General features: G+C 53.0%; 19 protein-coding genes. 6 read left to right on the forward strand and 13 right to left on the reverse strand.

What is annotated here, in order from left to right; genetic code table 11:
• The first annotated feature begins 14 nt into the window (after nucleotides 1–14).
• Nucleotides 15–1877, forward strand: coding sequence for a 1-deoxy-D-xylulose-5-phosphate synthase (gene dxs, locus HV350_RS18350; protein ID WP_181629079.1), 1863 nt, complete (start codon nucleotides 15–17; stop codon nucleotides 1875–1877).
• Between the two features lie 56 nt (nucleotides 1878–1933).
• On the forward strand, nucleotides 1934–2908 hold the full coding sequence (yajO, locus tag HV350_RS18355) for a 1-deoxyxylulose-5-phosphate synthase YajO (protein WP_181629080.1): 975 nt from the start codon (nucleotides 1934–1936) through the stop codon (nucleotides 2906–2908).
• Between the two features lie 99 nt (nucleotides 2909–3007).
• On the opposite strand, the gene pgpA is transcribed toward yajO, so the two are convergent.
• The 6 genes from pgpA to nrdR all read right to left on the reverse strand — a co-directional run bounded on the left by pgpA (nucleotide 3008) and on the right by nrdR (nucleotide 7111).
• Nucleotides 3008–3526 (reverse strand): phosphatidylglycerophosphatase A, encoded by a 519-nt coding sequence (gene pgpA, locus HV350_RS18360; RefSeq protein ID WP_016152036.1) that lies wholly within the window; start codon nucleotides 3524–3526, stop codon nucleotides 3008–3010.
• Nucleotides 3504–4481: a thiamine-phosphate kinase gene (gene thiL / locus HV350_RS18365; RefSeq protein WP_019076158.1), complete on the reverse strand. Its 978-nt coding sequence runs from the start codon at nucleotides 4479–4481 to the stop codon at nucleotides 3504–3506. The genes pgpA and thiL overlap by 23 nt, the downstream gene beginning before the upstream one ends.
• 77 nt (nucleotides 4482–4558) lie before the next feature.
• On the reverse strand, nucleotides 4559–4978 hold the full coding sequence (gene nusB / locus HV350_RS18370; protein WP_000801129.1) for a transcription antitermination factor NusB: 420 nt from the start codon (nucleotides 4976–4978) through the stop codon (nucleotides 4559–4561).
• Between the two features lie 19 nt (nucleotides 4979–4997).
• A complete protein-coding gene (gene ribE / locus HV350_RS18375) occupies nucleotides 4998–5468 on the reverse strand; it encodes a 6,7-dimethyl-8-ribityllumazine synthase (RefSeq protein ID WP_016152034.1) in 471 nt (156 codons plus the stop codon).
• 86 nt (nucleotides 5469–5554) lie between these two features.
• The gene (gene ribD / locus HV350_RS18380; protein ID WP_181629081.1) at nucleotides 5555–6658 is read right to left on the reverse strand and encodes a bifunctional diaminohydroxyphosphoribosylaminopyrimidine deaminase/5-amino-6-(5-phosphoribosylamino)uracil reductase RibD; all 1104 of its coding nucleotides are present in this window, start codon (nucleotides 6656–6658) and stop codon (nucleotides 5555–5557) included.
• A 3-nt stretch (nucleotides 6659–6661) separates the two neighbouring features.
• Nucleotides 6662–7111, reverse strand: coding sequence for a transcriptional regulator NrdR (gene nrdR / locus HV350_RS18385; protein ID WP_016152032.1), 450 nt, complete (start codon nucleotides 7109–7111; stop codon nucleotides 6662–6664).
• 153 nt (nucleotides 7112–7264) lie between these two features.
• Here nrdR and HV350_RS18390 point away from each other — a divergent pair, with 153 nt between their 5' ends.
• Together HV350_RS18390 and HV350_RS18395 are read left to right on the forward strand one after the other, a co-directional pair.
• A complete protein-coding gene (locus HV350_RS18390; protein WP_029139433.1) occupies nucleotides 7265–7804 on the forward strand; it encodes a DUF3251 domain-containing protein in 540 nt (179 codons plus the stop codon).
• Between the two features lie 298 nt (nucleotides 7805–8102).
• On the forward strand, nucleotides 8103–8987 hold the full coding sequence (locus tag HV350_RS18395) for a nucleoside-specific channel-forming protein Tsx (protein WP_016152030.1): 885 nt from the start codon (nucleotides 8103–8105) through the stop codon (nucleotides 8985–8987).
• A 45-nt stretch (nucleotides 8988–9032) separates the two neighbouring features.
• Here HV350_RS18395 and HV350_RS18400 read toward each other — a convergent pair whose 3' ends face one another.
• The 7 genes from HV350_RS18400 to queA form a co-directional block, all read right to left on the reverse strand.
• Complete coding sequence (locus HV350_RS18400; RefSeq protein ID WP_181629083.1) at nucleotides 9033–9725, reverse strand: YafY family protein; 693 nt, start codon at nucleotides 9723–9725, stop codon at nucleotides 9033–9035.
• A gap of 23 nt (nucleotides 9726–9748) precedes the next feature.
• The gene (locus tag HV350_RS18405; RefSeq protein WP_016152028.1) at nucleotides 9749–10114 is read right to left on the reverse strand and encodes a VOC family protein; all 366 of its coding nucleotides are present in this window, start codon (nucleotides 10112–10114) and stop codon (nucleotides 9749–9751) included.
• Between the two features lie 169 nt (nucleotides 10115–10283).
• Nucleotides 10284–11255 (reverse strand): protein translocase subunit SecF, encoded by a 972-nt coding sequence (secF, locus tag HV350_RS18410; protein ID WP_181629084.1) that lies wholly within the window; start codon nucleotides 11253–11255, stop codon nucleotides 10284–10286.
• Nucleotides 11256–11265: 10 nt separating this feature from the next.
• Complete coding sequence (gene secD / locus HV350_RS18415; RefSeq protein WP_003021547.1) at nucleotides 11266–13113, reverse strand: protein translocase subunit SecD; 1848 nt, start codon at nucleotides 13111–13113, stop codon at nucleotides 11266–11268.
• A 27-nt stretch (nucleotides 13114–13140) separates the two neighbouring features.
• A complete protein-coding gene (gene yajC / locus HV350_RS18420; protein ID WP_003021544.1) occupies nucleotides 13141–13473 on the reverse strand; it encodes a preprotein translocase subunit YajC in 333 nt (110 codons plus the stop codon).
• A gap of 22 nt (nucleotides 13474–13495) precedes the next feature.
• A complete protein-coding gene (tgt, locus tag HV350_RS18425; RefSeq protein WP_003021535.1) occupies nucleotides 13496–14623 on the reverse strand; it encodes a tRNA guanosine(34) transglycosylase Tgt in 1128 nt (375 codons plus the stop codon).
• Nucleotides 14624–14678: 55 nt separating this feature from the next.
• On the reverse strand, nucleotides 14679–15749 hold the full coding sequence (gene queA, locus HV350_RS18430) for a tRNA preQ1(34) S-adenosylmethionine ribosyltransferase-isomerase QueA (RefSeq protein ID WP_003021529.1): 1071 nt from the start codon (nucleotides 15747–15749) through the stop codon (nucleotides 14679–14681).
• A 217-nt stretch (nucleotides 15750–15966) separates the two neighbouring features.
• On the opposite strand from queA, the gene acpH reads away from it, so the two are divergent.
• Nucleotides 15967–16548, forward strand: a complete 582-nt coding sequence (gene acpH / locus HV350_RS18435) for an ACP phosphodiesterase (protein WP_016152027.1) — start codon at nucleotides 15967–15969, stop codon at nucleotides 16546–16548.
• Nucleotides 16549–16716: 168 nt separating this feature from the next.
• The gene (locus HV350_RS18440; protein WP_003021524.1) at nucleotides 16717–17319 is read left to right on the forward strand and encodes a peroxiredoxin; all 603 of its coding nucleotides are present in this window, start codon (nucleotides 16717–16719) and stop codon (nucleotides 17317–17319) included.
• The last annotated feature ends 4 nt before the right edge of the window (nucleotides 17320–17323 follow it).

Genomic DNA, 17323 nt, shown 5'->3' on the forward strand with positions numbered 1-17323 from the left:
CCCATGAGCTTGCGATGAGTTTTGATATAGCCAAATACCCGACCCTGGCGCTGGTCGACTCCACTCAGGAGTTACGCCTGCTGCCAAAAGAGAGCCTGCCAAAGCTTTGCGACGAACTGCGCCGCTATTTGCTCGACAGCGTAAGCCGTTCCAGCGGGCACTTCGCCTCTGGTCTGGGCACGGTGGAACTCACCGTAGCGCTGCACTACGTCTACAACACCCCGTTTGACCAGTTAATCTGGGATGTGGGACATCAGGCTTACCCGCACAAAATTCTGACCGGCCGCCGCGATAAAATCGGCACCATTCGGCAGAAAGGCGGTTTGCATCCATTCCCATGGCGCGGTGAGAGCGAATATGACGTACTGAGCGTTGGGCACTCCTCAACCTCCATCAGCGCAGGTATCGGTATTGCGGTTGCCGCCGAGAAAGAAGGCAAGGAACGCCGTACCGTTTGTGTGATTGGGGACGGTGCAATCACCGCAGGCATGGCATTTGAAGCGATGAACCACGCGGGTGATATTAAGCCCGACATGCTGGTTATCCTCAACGACAACGAAATGTCGATTTCAGAGAACGTCGGCGCGCTGAACAATCACCTGGCGCAACTGCTCTCAGGCAAACTCTACTCCTCGCTGCGCGAAGGCGGGAAGAAAGTGTTCTCCGGTGTGCCACCGATTAAAGAACTGCTCAAACGTACCGAAGAGCACATCAAAGGCATGGTTGTGCCGGGTACGCTGTTTGAAGAGCTGGGCTTTAACTATATTGGTCCGGTGGACGGTCACGACGTGCTGGGGCTTATCACCACTCTTAAGAACATGCGCGATCTCAAAGGTCCACAGTTCCTGCACATCATGACCAAAAAAGGTCGTGGCTACGAGCCGGCGGAAAAAGATCCGATTACATTCCACGCGGTACCCAAATTCGATCCATCCAGCGGATGCCTGCCGAAAAGCAGCGGCGGCCTGCCGAGCTATTCAAAAATCTTCGGTGACTGGCTGTGTGAGACCGCGGCGAAAGACAATAAGCTGATGGCGATCACCCCGGCGATGCGCGAAGGCTCCGGTATGGTGGAGTTCTCACGTAAGTTCCCGGACCGCTACTTTGATGTGGCGATTGCCGAGCAGCACGCGGTGACGTTTGCAGCCGGTCTGGCGATTGGCGGTTATAAGCCGGTCGTGGCTATTTATTCCACCTTCCTGCAACGCGCTTACGATCAGGTACTGCATGATGTCGCCATCCAGAAACTGCCGGTCCTGTTCGCCGTCGACCGGGCGGGTATCGTTGGCGCAGATGGACAAACCCACCAAGGGGCGTTCGACCTCTCTTTCCTGCGCTGTATCCCGGAAATGGTCATTATGACCCCAAGCGATGAGAACGAATGTCGCCAGATGCTGTTCACCGGCTATCACTACAACGACGGTCCAACGGTCGTACGTTATCCGCGCGGTAACGCGGTGGGCGTTGAGCTGGCGCCGCTGGAACATCTGCCAATCGGCAAAGGCATCGTGAAGCGTCACGGTGCGAAAGTGGCGATTCTCAACTTCGGCACCCTAATGCCGGAAGCCGCTCAGGTCGCAGAATCACTGAACGCCACGCTGGTTGATATGCGCTTTGTGAAACCGTTGGATGAAACGGTGATCCTCGAAATGGCAGCCCAACACGAGGTGCTGGTCACCCTCGAAGAGAATGCCATTATGGGCGGCGCTGGTAGCGGCGTAAACGAAGTGCTAATGGCCCATCGCAAGCCTGTTCCGGTGCTGAACATTGGCCTGCCTGACTTCTTCATCCCGCAGGGGACTCAGGACGAGGCTCGCGCCGAACTGGGACTTAATGCCGCCGGAATTGAGGCCAAAATCAAGGCCTGGCTGGCATAATCCCCTCCCCGCTCCTGCTATGCTTAACTCATCACGAGCATAGCAGGAGTGGATTAATGAAATACAACACCTTAGGAAAAACCGACCTACGGGTCTCCCGCCTTTGCCTGGGTTGCATGACGTTTGGCGAGCCCAATCGCGGCAATCACGCCTGGACGCTACCAGAAGAAAGCAGCCGCCCGATAATCAAACACGCTCTTGAAGGCGGCATTAACTTTTTTGATACCGCCAACAGCTACTCCGCTGGTAGCAGCGAAGAGATTGTCGGCCGCGCGCTGCGTGATTTCGCCCGCCGCGAAGATGTCGTGGTCGCCACCAAGGTTTTTCACCAGGTTGATGATTTAGCGGAAGGATTATCCCGCGCACAAATCTTGCGCTCAATCGACGATAGCCTCAGACGCCTGGGTATGGACTATGTGGACATCCTGCAAATTCACCGCTGGGATTACAATACGCCTATCGAAGAAACGCTGGAAGCCCTTAACGACGTAGTGAAAGCCGGTAAAGCTCGCTATATTGGCGCCTCATCCATGCACGCGTCTCAGTTTGCTCAGGCGCTGGCTTTACAGAAACAACACGGCTGGGCGCAGTTCGTTAGCATGCAGGATCACTACAACCTGATCTACCGTGAGGAAGAACGCGAAATGCTGCCGCTTTGCTATCAGGAAGGCGTCGCGGTGATCCCTTGGAGTCCGCTGGCGCGTGGTCGCCTGACGCGCCCCTGGGGAGAAACGACCGCACGTCTGGTTTCTGATGAAGTCGGTAAAAATTTATACTCTGAGAGCGATGAAAACGACGCGAAAATTGCCGCGCGGCTGACCGGTGTCAGTGAGGAATTAGGCGTAACGCGTGCGCAGGTTGCGCTGGCCTGGCTGCTGAGCAAACCGGGGGTGGCAGCGCCGATTATCGGCACTTCGCGCGAGGAACAGCTGGATGAGTTACTTAATGCGGTGGATTTGACGCTGAAGCCGGAGCAGATTGCCGAGCTGGAAACGCCGTACAAACAGCATCCGGTGGTCGGATTTAAATAATCTGGCATTGCCCGATGGCGCGCGCTTATCGGGCCTACGAAACCGACATCGTGTTTCCAGGCCGGATAAGGCGTTTACGCTGCCATCCGGCAAACCTATTTAAATGATACCTACCGGCCAGTGATGGCCGATAAAATACAAAATTCCGGCGGAGAGTATTCCGGCCACAATATCATCAATCATGATCCCCGTACCGCCATGCACGTTGCGATCGAACCAACGGATCGGCCACGGCTTCCACATATCCAGTATACGGAAAATCACAAATCCGGCGGCAACCCACTGCCAGTCGTGGGTCGGCAGCGCCATCAGGGTTATCCACATCCCGACAAACTCGTCCCAGACAATGCTACCGTGATCGTGCACGCCCATATCTTTCGCCGTTTGATGGCACAGATAAACGCCGATACAGATAGACAACATGACCACCAGTGAATACAGCTGCCACGGCAGAAACGTCATTAAATACCAAAAAGGGATCGCCGCCAGCGATCCCATCGTGCCTGGAACAATTGGGCTCAGCCCGCTGCCAAAACCGGTGGCCAACAGGTGCCACGGATTGCGCATACTCAGGCGGCTTTTGGCGACATCTTTTTTAAGGCGCGGCAAAATGGTCATATCCTTTCCAGTCGAACGTGACGGGTTTTCCGTCGCGCGTAAAATGAATGCCTTCCACGTCCGCGCTCATCTGCCCAATGCAGGTAAACGATGCGCCGAGATTCCCCAGCGCCACGTCCAGTGCGCCACGGTTAATTTCCGGTACGGTAAAGCATAACTCATAATCTTCACCCCCCGAAAGCGCCCAGCGCAGGGCTTGTTCCGGCTCAACGTGTTGGGCAAATGCCGTAGAGTATGGCAACGCATCGACGTTAACCCGCGCCCCACAGCCGCAGGCATTGACGATATGCCCCAGATCGGAAATCAGGCCGTCGGAAATATCGATAGCCGCACTGGCCAGATCGCGCAGAGCTTGTCCCTGCAAAATACGCGGTGTTGGACGCAGATGACGTTTAAGCAGATAGTCTGCGTCTTTTGCATCTGCCACCTGCAAGCGATCCTGCAAAATCGCCAGCCCGGCCGCGCTGTCGCCCGGCGTACCGGTCACATAAATCCAGTCCCCCGGTTTCGCACCGGAGCGTTTTAAGGCCCGTCCAACAGGGACGTAGCCGTGGATACCCAGCGTCATCGACAGTGGCCCACGCGTGGTGTCACCACCTATCAGCTGCATATCATAGTAATTAAGGAGTTCAAACAGGCCATCGCTGAAGGCTTCAAGCCAGGCTTCATCGACGTCAGGCAGCGTGAGCGCCAGCGTCAGCCACGCAGGATCGGCTCCCATCGCCGCCAGATCGCTCAAATTCACCGCCAGCGCTTTCCAGGCGAGATCGGTGGGATCAATGTCGGGGAGGAAGTGGTTGCCTGCCACCAGCGTATCGGTGCTGATCGCCAGCGTCTGTTTTTCAGGGATGTTCAGAAGTGCGCAATCGTCACCAATACCGGTTTCGACATCAAGACGAGACGTTCTTACGCGGTCAAAATAACGGGCAATCAGGGAAAATTCGCCGCATGCCATACGTTATGCCTCAGCAGAAAAAAAAGAAAAAGCCGGGGGCAGCGGAAACAAGTTCCACCATCCAGCCGGCCTCGGGATTACTTTTTGTTGGGGCGAATCACAGGTGCTGCTTTATCCAGTACGCCGTTCACGAATTTATGGCTGTCTTCAGCGCCGAAGGTTTTCGCCAGTTCAATCGCTTCGTTGATGGCCACTTTGTACGGCACATCACTACGTTTAGACAGTTCAAACAGCGCAATACGCAGCACGGCTTTTTCTACCTGACCCAGCTCTTCCAACAGACGAGACAGATAAGGCTTCATTAATCCATCCAGGTACGCGCTGTTAGTCGCCACCCCGGACAGCAGTTCACGGAAATACAGAACGTCGACATCTTTTACGTCCTGTTCCGCCAGGAACTGGTATTCAACATCAGCGATGTCGTTCTGGGACAACTGCCAGGAGTAGAGCGCCTGGACGGCACACTCACGGGCGCGGCGACGAGCAGCAGGTTTCACGGATTTCCCCTTACAAAAATCAGGCCTTGATGGCTTTCAATACATTAATCATTTCAAGTGCAGTCAGTGCAGCTTCTGCGCCTTTGTTGCCAGCTTTAGTGCCAGCACGTTCGATGGCTTGTTCAATACTTTCGGTGGTCAGAACACCGAAGGCTACCGGAATGCCACTGTCCTGAGCGACATGCGCCAGGCCATTGCTTGCACCGCCAGCCACATATTCGAAGTGCGCGGTACCACCACGAATCACCGTACCTAACGCAATCACCGCGTCGTATTTACCGGATTTTGCAAGTACTGAGGCTGCCAGCGGCAGCTCATACGCGCCCGGAACCCAAACGACGGTAATGTTTTCATCTTTAACCTGACCAATACGTTTCAGGGCGTCGATCGCACCTTCCAGCAGGCTGTCATTGATAAAGTTGTTGAAACGCGCAATGGTGATGGCGACGCGAGCGTCCGGGGTAGCAACGTTAGCTTCAATAATGTTCATATTCTTCCTTCGGATTCACTGGACCCCGCAGGGGGGCGGATTTTATCATAATAATCTGTGCGCTGCTTCCCTTTCGAACCGGGAGATCATGCGCCCACTAAATGCAGGCAAAGGTCCGGACCTACATGGCGTATTTCGTTGAATTTGAAATGGGGGGCGTCAGCCAGTTTCTCAAGGCCTGGAAGCACACATAATCCTCGTGCATCGCTGCCTAACAGTTTAGGCGCAACATACACGATTAGCTCATCGACCAGACCGGCCTGTAATAACGCGCCCGCAAGCGTTGGACCAGCTTCAACCCAAATGCTGTTAATTTGCTGCTTGCCCAGTTGCATCATCAGCACCACCAGATCCAGATGCCCGTTATGTTCCGGCACCTTCAGGCTGCGCACCGTCTCCGGCCAACTACGAGGATCATCTTTTGTCCGGGCAATCCAGGTTTCTCCAGGCTGTTGCACAATACGGTGTTCCGGCGTGACCTGATTCTGGCTATCAACAACAATGCGGATAGGCTGGCGCAGATTTTCCTGCGGGTAACTCGCCTGGGTTGACTCCCCAAGTTCCGACCAACGCACGGTAAGCTGAGGGTCGTCAGCCAACACCGTAGCGCTGCTGGTTAAGATGGCGTGGCTTTGCGCCCGTAATCGTTGCACATCGCGACGCGCCTGTGGCGAGGTTATCCACTGGCTTTCACCACTGGCCATCGCCGTACGCCCATCAAGCGACGCACCAAGTTTAAGCTGCACGTAGGGGAATCCCGTACGCATACGCTTGAGAAAGCCTTTATTAAGCTGCTCAACCTCGCTCATCATCAGCCCGTGACTGACGTCAATGCCCGCCTGCTGCAAACGGTAGAGACCACGACCTGCTACCTGCGGATTGGGATCCTGCATCGCTGCAACCACACGTGACACGCCTGCGGCAATCAGCGCATCGCAGCAAGGGGGAGTACGACCATGATGGCTGCAGGGTTCAAGCGTTACATAGGCAGTCGCCCCTTGCGCTTTTTCTCCAGCCATGCGCAGAGCGTGGACTTCGGCATGCGGTTCGCCCGCGCGGTGATGATACCCTTCACCGACGATCTCCCCATCTTTGACAATCACGCAGCCCACGTTGGGATTGGGGTTAGTGGTAAAACGTCCGCACGCAGCAAGCTTCAGCGCGCGCGCCATGTACAATTCATCCTGCATGGCTTAGTCCTGTAGGCGAGCAATCTCTTCGCCAAATTCTTTGATATCTTCGAAACTCCGGTAAACCGAGGCAAAGCGGATGTAGGCGACTTTATCGAGTTTTTTCAACTGCTCCATCACCAGGTTGCCGATCATCTTGCTCGGCACCTCACGCTCGCCAGTCGCACGCAGTTGTGATTTGATATGGTTCAACGCCATTTCGACGTCATCTGAGCTGACCGGACGTTTCTCAAGCGCTCTGAGCATGCCGCTGCGCAGCTTATCTTCATTAAAGGGTTCACGCACATCGTTGCTTTTCACAACGCGTGGCATGACAAGTTCAGCCACTTCAAAAGTGGTGAAACGTTCGTTACAGACCAGACACTGCCGACGGCGGCGTACTGAGGAGCCCTCGCCTACAAGACGAGAGTCAATTACCTTAGTGTCTACGGCGAAACAGAATGGGCAATGCATACGGCGTCCTGTCCTCAGTGGTTAACAGAAATCTATTTTACCCTGAACTGGCGTGACAACAAAGGCGCAGCGCTTTTGAGACAAAGGATCGATGCCTTCGTGCTCGGTGCGCACTACCATTATGCTATCGCGACAATGAAGGAAGTAATCACAATGACAAGACGTTACCTAAGAATTCTCCTGGTGGGAAGTCTCTTTAGTCTTAGCGCATGCGCACAGCAAAGCGAAGTACGCCAGATGCATCAAAGTGTTAGCACGTTGAATAAAGAGATGACACAGCTAAATCAGGAAACGGTAAAAATTACACAACAAAATATGTTGAATGCCAAATCAACCAGCGGAGCCTATCTGCTGCCGGGTTCCAATACACCAGCCCGACTGGACAGCCAGATTGGCATGTTACGGATGTCACTTGTCAATATTGCGCCGAACGCCGACGGCACGCGGCTCACATTACGTATTCAGGGTGAATCTACTACGCCTTTACCCGCCTTTAGCGCCACCGTCGAGTATGGACAAATTCAGGGCACCACGGATAACTATCAGGAAGCGAACGTTCAGAACCAGTTGGTAACGGCCCCGGCAAGTATCCTTGCTCCCAGCGACGTAGACATTCCGCTGCAGATAAATGGCCTCTCTCCGGACCAGTTAGGATTTGTTCGTATCCACGACATCCAGCCTGTTAATCAATAAACTTTTTTGCGGGACGTTTTGTGCGTTCCGCAACATCACTCCGGCCCGTTTTGTTACTCACCTGACATAACCGATATTTCTGGTAAAACTTGGCAACATTCATGGGAGCCAGTACAATTCGCCGCCTAAAGTAAGCAAACGTGAACGCAATCGATTACGTAAATGATAGAACTGTGAAACAACACATATTTTTGTGAACAATGATTTTTATAATAGGCTCCGAAGAAACACGAAATATTTAGAAACGCAATTTGCGCCTTTTTCACTCCCGAAAGGGATTTCAAACAGTGGCATACATATGAAAAAAACATTACTTGCAGCCGGTGCAGTGCTGGCGCTCTCCTCGTCTTTTACTGCCAACGCTGCAGAAAATGACAAACCGCAATATCTGTCCGACTGGTGGCACCAGAGCGTCAACGTAGTGGGAAGCTACCACACCCGTTTCGGACCGCAGATTCGCAACGATACCTACCTGGAATATGAAGCTTTTGCGAAAAAAGATTGGTTCGATTTCTATGGTTACATGGATGCACCTGTCTTCTTTGGTGGTAACACTGATGCGAAAGGTATCTGGAACCACGGTTCTCCGCTGTTTATGGAAATTGAACCGCGCTTCTCCATCGATAAACTGACCGGCACCGACCTGAGCTTCGGTCCATTCAAAGAGTGGTACTTCGCCAATAACTACATCTACGATATGGGTCGTAACAAAGATGGCCGCCAGAGCACCTGGTATATGGGTCTGGGTACCGATATCGATACCGGTCTGCCGATGAGCCTGTCTCTTAACGTGTATGCCAAATATCAGTGGCAGAACTACGGTGCAGCCAACGAAAACGAGTGGGACGGCTATCGTTTCAAAGTGAAATATTTTGTACCAATCACTGAACTGTGGGGCGGTAATCTTAGCTACATTGGCTTTACCAACTTCGATTGGGGATCCGATCTGGGCGACGATGATTTCTCCGATCTTAATGGCAATAAAGCGCGTACTAACAACTCTATCGCTTCCAGCCATATTCTGGCGCTGAATTACGATCACTGGCATTATTCCGTCGTCGCTCGTTACTGGCACAACGGGGGTCAATGGAATGATGATGCAGAGCTGAACTTCAATAAAGGCAACTTTAACGTCCGTTCTACCGGTTGGGGTGGTTACCTGGTCGTAGGTTACAACTTCTAATCCTGCCAATTTATCGCAGACAAGCCAGCTTAACCGCTGGCTTTTTTATGGCTGGTCTTCACAGCGTACTTTACGTAAAAAGTCACTTAGCGAGCGATCTGCAGATTCACGAAAATGCCTGTCGAGCGGCGTGATCTTCAGACACCGATCAACGCGAAAGCAGCGATAATCGTCACGTTTCTCGCACCAGGCAACCAGCAACCAGTGCTCACCCCAGAAAAATAACCCCAGCGGCTGAACGTCGCGCCAGGAGAGATTCCCGGACTCGTCGCGATAATGCAGCGCCAACACATGCTGCGCCGAAACCGCGTGATGTATGAGATCAAAAGCACTGCGTGAATGCGGCTGATTGCCAAAATCTGGCGCGAAAACCCGCGTTTGCTCGGCTCTGCGCCGACACTCTGGCGGCAATATCGCCAGCACTTTTTCCTGCGCGGATTCCAGCGCCTGTGAGAGTGAATCCCCGCCCCATGTTTTCAGCAACCGAATCGCTACCATTAACGCTTCAGATTCGCGATGCGTTAACATCAACGGCGGCAGATCAAACCCCGCCATTAAGCGGTATCCACTGCCCACTTCTCCTTCAATGGGCACGCCGGATAAAGAGAGATCGCGGATATCGCGATAAATCGTTCGTTCAGAAACCTCAAGACGTTCTGCCAGCAGCGCCGCCGTTGTCACTCGCCTGCCACGCAGGATTTGTACAATCTGAAACAAGCGGTCAGCGCGTCTGGTCATTTTAATCCTCAGTCCTGAAAATATTACGCGGGTTGATGTAAACCAACGCGATTGCCTTCGCTGTCAGTAAACAGCGCAATAGTGCCAATATCCTGCCCCAGTTCGAGCGGACCAAACACGCACTGACCGCCAGCGGTAGCGACGCGTTTAAGCGTTGCAGCCAAATCGTCCGTATGCAGATAAATAATAGCGCCCTGCGCTGAAGGCGTAATACCGTCAAATTTAGCCAGCGCCCCGCCGGGAGCAGGATCCTGATGTGGAAATACGGCCAGCTCCGCGCTGTCCATATTCTCACGACGCAAAGAAACCTGCATCACTGGCTCATAAAAAGCAATGGCGCGCTCCATTTGTGCCACGGGGATTTCAAACCAGCTAATTACGTTATTCATACTTCCTCCTGCCTGTGTGGGTAATCTCAGAAGGACTATAAGACAGGGCTACTGACAGCATACTGTCAGTAGTATGGCGACCGGAAAAGATAATGGACTGCTACCAAATCACAGGCAAAAAAAATCCCGACCTTGCGATCGGGATTCCAGTATCTTCACTCTTAATAGTTTAAGGCAGAATTGACGGTTGATCCGCCCCTTCTTTCTCAACCTTCTGCTGCAGCATGTGCTCACGCTTCATACCCAGCTTCAGCGCCAGCGCCGATGCTACGTAGATAGAAGATGCAGTACCGATGGAAACACCGATCAGCATCGTCAGCGAGAAGCCTTCCAGTACCGGACCACCGAACAGGAACAGCATCAGAATAACCATCAACGTCGTACCGGACGTAATCAACGTACGGTGCAGCGTCTGAGTCAATGACACGTTAAAGATTTCGTAAGGCGTACCGCGACGAATTTTGCGGAAGTTTTCACGAATACGGTCAGATACGACGATACTGTCGTTCAGCGAGTAACCGATTACCGACATCAACGATGCGACGATAGTCAGATCAATCTCGATATGGAACAACGACAGGATCCCAAGTGTGATAATCACGTCGTGCGCCAGAGCGATAACTACCCCTGCCGCCAGTCGCCACTCAAAGCGGAAACCGACGTACACCAGGATGGATATTAACGCCGCCATCAGCGCCATTGCACCGGTTTGCGCCAGGTCTGCACCCACGCTCGGACCTACGAATTCAATTCGCTTCACCGCGGCGTTTTGGTTGGTGGATTCGTTAATCACACTCAACACTTTGCTGCCCAGCACCTGACCGCCGTCTACGCCTTCAGTTGGCGGCATACGCACCATAATGTCGTGGCTGCTGCCGAAGTTCTGCAGAAGCGGATCAACAAAGCCCGCTTTCTCCAGCGCATCGCGCATCACGTCCATATCGGCCGGTTTTTCCAGCGTGATTTCAATTACCGTACCACCGGTGAAATCGAGACCCCAGTTAAACCCGCGTACGCCCATCACCACGATGGCCGCAATCAGCAGGAAACCTGAAATGCCGAAAGCCCAGTAGTCCCAGCGCATAAAGTCCCAGACTTTACGGCCGTGGTTCAATTGTTCAACAGTATATTCCTGTGCCACTTCGCACTCCTCAGATTGACAGCTTTTTGACGCGCTTGCCGCCATACAACAGGTTTACGATGGCACGTGTACCGACAATCGCGGTAAACATCGACGTCGCCACACCAATACCGGTAGTAATCGCGAACCCTTTAATTGCCCCGGTGCCAACTGCGTACAGGATAATGACCTTAATCAGCGTCGTAATGTTCGCATCAAAGATGGAGCTAAATGCACCCGCATAACCTTCATTGATGGCCTGCTGCACCGAACGCCCGTTACTCAACTCTTCTTTGATACGTTCGTTAATCAGTACGTTCGCATCGACCGCGACGGCAAGGGTTAAGACGATCCCCGCAATCCCCGGCATACTCAGCGTAGCGCCCGGCAGCAGCGACATAATACCGACAATCAGTACCAGGTTAGCAATCAGCGCACTGGTCGCAATCAGACCGAACTTCTTATAGAAGAAGATCATGAACAGGATAGACACCACCAGACCGGCCAGACACGCTTCCAGACCCTGTTTAATGTTCTGCATACCCAGGGTAGGACCGATGGTACGTTCTTCAACAATCTGAATCGGCGCAATCAACGCACCGGCACGTAACAGCAGAGAAAGCTGACGCGCTTCGTTCGGGTTGTTAATACCGGTGATACGGAAGCTGTTGCCCAGGCGAGACTGGATGTTGGCGATGTTAATCACCTCTTCCTGTTTCACCAGCACTGCGCGACCGTTGGCATCTTTTTTACCGCTGTCTTTGTACTCCACGAACAGGGTCGCCATCGGCTTACCGATGTTGTCCTTGGTGAAGTTGGACATGATGTTACCACCCGCGCTATCCAGCGAGATGTTAACCTGCGGCTGATTGTATTCGTCCTGGCTGGAAGTGGAGTCGGTGATATGATCACCGGTCAGGATCACGCGTTTGTACAGCACAACCGGCTGACCTTCACGAGACTGTTTCACTTCCGAATCACCCGGTACACGCCCGGATGCCGCAGCAGACTGGTCAACGTTGGTATTCACCAGACGGAATTCCAGCGTCGCGGTAGCGCCCAGAATTTCTTTCGCACGCGCGGTATCCTGAATGCCTGGCAGTTCGACCACAATGCGGTCAGCACCCTGACGTTGGACCACCGGCTCAGCAACACCCAGTTGGTTAACACGATTACGCAGAATGTTGATGTTCTGCTGTACCGCGTATTCACGGGCTTCGCTCAGGCGCGCATCGGTCATCACCGCACGCAGAGCATTGCTGCCCTGGCTGGAAATAACCAGATCCTGGTGACGCTTGCTCAGGTAAGAGATAGCTTCATCACGGGCGCTGCTATCACGGAAGGTGATGCTCAGACCGTAGTTATCTTCTTTGCGAACGGTAGTATAAGGAATGCCTTTTTCACGCAGATCGCTGCGCAGGCTATCGATATTTTGTTCCTGCAACTTACTCAGCGCGGTGTCCATATCCACTTCCATCAGGAAGTGAACGCCGCCACGCAGGTCAAGACCGAGTTTCATCGGTTCTGCGTGAATGGCTGCCAGCCAGCGTGGAGTTGCCGGAGCAAGGTTAAGCGCCACGACGTATTGATCGCCCAATACGCCCATTAACACTTCACGTGCGCGCAGTTGGGTATCAGTGGAGTCGAAGCGCGCAAGAATAGCACCCTCTTCCAGAGCCACAGACTTAGGTGTGATTTTATCTTCTTGTAACGTTTTCTGGACCTGGATCAGCGTTTGCTCACTGGCGGCGGCACCGCGCACGCCAGTGATTTGAACAGCCGGATCCTCACCATACAGGTTGGGAAGCGCATAGAGCAGACCGACGACAATAACGACGATCAGCATGACATACTTCCACAAAGGATAACGGTTTAACACGGCAGTTCCCTTTGGGAAAACAATAAATTACAGCGCCTTCATGGTGCCTTTCGGCAGAACGGCAGCTACGAAATCACGTTTAATAACCACTTCAGTGGTGTCGTTCAGCGCGATAGCGATGTAGCCAGATTCTGCTACTTTGGTCACGCGACCCACCAGACCACCGTTAGTCAGCACTTCATCGCCTTTCGCAATGGAGTTCATCAGATTTTTGTGTTCTTTGGTGCGCTTTTGCTGCGGGCGCAGGATCATGAAGTAGAAAATCAGACCAAACACCACCAGCATCAGAATCAGAGACATCGGGCTGCCCTGCGCCGGAGCACCTGTTGCCGCTACCGCATCAGAAATAAAAAAGCTCATTCAAATTCCCTCATTATTAAAATTAATCAACGTTCACAGGTGGAACTGGTCTACCCTGACGTTGGTAAAAATCGGTCACGAAGCTCTCTAATTTACCCTCTTCAATAGCCTTGCGTAAACCCGCCATCAAACGCTGGTAGTAGCGAAGGTTATGAATCGTGTTGAGTCGCGCGCCCAATATTTCGTTGCAACGGTCGAGATGATGCAAGTAAGCGCGCGAATAATTGCGACAGGTGTAGCAATCACACTCAGCATCGAGCGGACTGGTGTCGCTTTTATGTTTCGCGTTACGAATTTTTACCACGCCGTCAGTCACAAACAAATGACCATTACGGGCATTTCGCGTTGGCATCACGCAGTCAAACATATCGATACCGCGACGTACGCCTTCAACCAGATCTTCTGGTTTGCCGACGCCCATCAGGTAACGAGGTTTATCTGCCGGAATCTGTGGGCATACATGCTCCAGGATGCGGTGCATATCTTCCTTCGGCTCACCGACAGCCAAACCGCCGACAGCGTAGCCATCAAAACCGATGTCTACCAGACCTTTAACGGAGATATCACGTAAATCTTCGTAAACACTGCCCTGAATGATGCCAAAAAGCGCATTTTTGTTGCCGAGGCTATCAAAACGATCCCGACTGCGCTTCGCCCAACGCAGAGACATCTCCATCGAGCGTTTAGCATAGTCCCAGTCGGCTGGATACGGTGTACATTCGTCGAAGATCATGACGATATCGGAACCGAGATCGTATTGAATCTCCATTGATTTCTCGGGATCGAGGAAAATCGGATCGCCGTTGATCGGGTTACGGAAATGCACGCCCTGCTCGGTAATCTTACGGATATCACCCAGGCTGAAAACCTGGAAGCCGCCGGAATCGGTGAGGATTGGTCCTTTCCACTGCATAAAATCGTGCAGATCGCCATGCAGTTTCATGATTTCCTGTCCCGGGCGCAGCCACAGGTGGAAGGTGTTACCAAGGATAATCTGCGCGCCAGTTGCTTCCACTTCTTCCGGCGTCATGCCTTTCACTGTGCCGTAAGTACCGACCGGCATAAAAGCAGGTGTTTCTACTACGCCACGATCAAAAACCAGGCGGCCGCGGCGAGCGCGACCATCTGTGGTATCCAGTTCAAATTTCATCTTAACTCCTGCGTCAGAAAAACAGTCCGACGTTTTAAATACTCATATCGCGGATTTATTCCCCGACACGCTCAGAAATAGCCTGCGGATTGTACGTGATAAACATCGCATCACCGTAACTAAAAAAGCGATATTCCGCTTTTACCGCTTCATGATAGGCGTGCATGGTGTTTTTATAACCAGCAAACGCGGAAACCAGCATGATCAGCGTTGATTCCGGCAGGTGGAAGTTGGTTACCAGGGCATCAATCACCTGATATTTATAGCCAGGATAAATGAATATTTGCGTATCGCCGAAAAACGGCTCGATAAGGTCGTTTTTGGCCGCCTGTGCCGCGCTTTCCAGTGAACGTACGGAGGTGGTGCCCACCGCAATCACGCGGTTGCCGCGCGCTTTCGCCGCCAGCACAGCATCAACGACATCCTGCGGCACTTCCGCATATTCGGAGTGCATGATGTGATCTTCGATGGTGTCTACGCGCACCGGCTGGAAAGTCCCCGCGCCCACGTGCAGCGTGACGAACGCCATTTCAATGCCTTTATCGCGCAGCTTAGCCAGCAGCGGATCGTCAAAGTGCAGACCCGCAGTCGGCGCGGCGACCGCACCCGGTTTTTCGCTATACACGGTCTGATACAGCTCGCGGTCGGCGTCTTCATCCGGACGGTCAATATACGGTGGCAGCGGCATATGGCCGATGGCGTTAAGGATATCCAGCACGCTGCGCTCGTCGTTAAACTCGACTTCAAACAGCGCGTCATGGCGTGCCACCATCGTTGCTTTAATACTTTCGTCGTCGCCCAGCAGCAGCTCGGCCCCCGGCTTTGGCGCTTTCGAGGCGCGAATATGCGCCAGAATACGTTTGTCATCCAGCATACGCTCGACCAGCACTTCAATCTTGCCGCCGCTGGCTTTACGGCCAAACAGACGCGCCGGAATAACGCGGGTGTTGTTAAAGACCAGCAAATCGCCAGGGTTGAGCTTATCGAGCAAATCGGTGAAAGTACCGTGCGTCAGCGCGCCCGTCGGCCCGTCCAAAGACAGCAAGCGGCAACTACTGCGCTCAGCTTGCGGATAGTGGGCAATCAGGGATTCGGGTAGTTCAAAGGTGAAATCGGTAACGCGCATGACACTGACTCAGACTAAAATAAGAGGCGGGTAGTCTAGTGCCGGGGCGTCCTCCCTGCAACCTTTACCCCTCAAGTTAAAAGACATAATCTATACACAAAATCATTCAAGATGCATCGAGGCGGCAACTGAATGAGTCCCCGGGAGCTTACTCAAGTAAGTGACTGGGGTGAGTGAAGGCAGCCAACAAAGAGGCAGTTTGAAGGATGAAGTGGATATGAATTTTCTTGCACATTTGCATCTGGCTCACCTTGCCGACAGCTCGCTTTCCGGCAATTTGTTGGCCGACTTTGTCCGGGGCAATCCGGAAACGCACTATTCGCCTGACGTGGTGGAAGGCATCTTCATGCATCGTCGTATCGACGTGATGACCGATAACCTGCCGCAGGTGCGTGAAGCCAAAGAGTGGTTTCGCAGCGAAACGCGCCGTGTCGCGCCGATTACGCTGGACGTAATGTGGGATCATTTTCTGTCGCGCCACTGGTCGGAAATATCCCCCGACTTCCCGCTGGCGGACTTTGTCCGCTATGCTCGCACCCAGGTGACCACTATTTTGCCTGAATCGCCACCGCGCTTTATCAATTTAAACAACTATATATGGTCAGAGAAATGGCTTGAGCGCTATCGGGACATGGATTTTATCCAGAACGTCCTGAATGGCATGGCCAGCCGCCGCCCACGACTCGATGCCTTGCGTGACTCATGGTATGACCTGGATACGCATTACGATGCGTTAGAGGAACGGTTCTGGCAGTTTTATCCGCAAATGATGGAACAGGCGCAGCGTAAAACCCTTTGACTACAGCCCGTATTAGCCGCCGGATAAGCAGTAGCCGCCATCCGGCAAAAGATTGATAGACAAAACCTGTCTCATTGATTGCCAGCGCCTCTTTGTCTTATTCGCGAACACTCTCTATACTGGCCCGCGTTGCGTTCCAAAAACCCCTTAACATTGCAGGAGAATTATATGGTACTGGTAACTCGTCAGGCTCCGGATTTCACAGCAGCTGCGGTACTGGGTAGCGGTGAGATCGTTGAAAACTTCAACTTCAAACAGCATACCAACGGTAAAACTACCGTTCTGTTCTTCTGGCCGATGGACTTCACCTTCGTTTGCCCGTCTGAACTGATCGCTTTCGACAAACGTTACGAAGAATTCCAGAAGCGCGGCGTGGAAGTTGTTGGCGTTTCCTTCGACTCTGAATTTGTCCACAACGCATGGCGTAACACCCCTGTCGACAAAGGCGGCATCGGTGCAGTGAAATACGCAATGGTTGCTGACATCAAACGCGAAATCCAGAAAGCCTACGGCATCGAGCACCCGGAAGCGGGCGTTGCTCTGCGCGGTTCTTTCCTGATCGACGCTAACGGCGTTGTTCGCCACCAGGTGGTTAACGATCTGCCGCTGGGTCGTAACATCGACGAAATGCTGCGCATGGTTGACGCGCTGCAGTTCCACGAAGAGCACGGCGACGTTTGCCCGGCACAGTGGGAAAAAGGTAAAGAAGGTATGAACGCGTCTCCGGACGGCGTGGCAAAATACCTGACCGAGAACGTTTCCAGCCTGTAATTGG

The organism is Citrobacter sp. RHBSTW-01013, from assembly GCF_013781985.1.
GTDB classification, from domain to species: domain Bacteria; phylum Pseudomonadota; class Gammaproteobacteria; order Enterobacterales; family Enterobacteriaceae; genus Citrobacter; species Citrobacter braakii.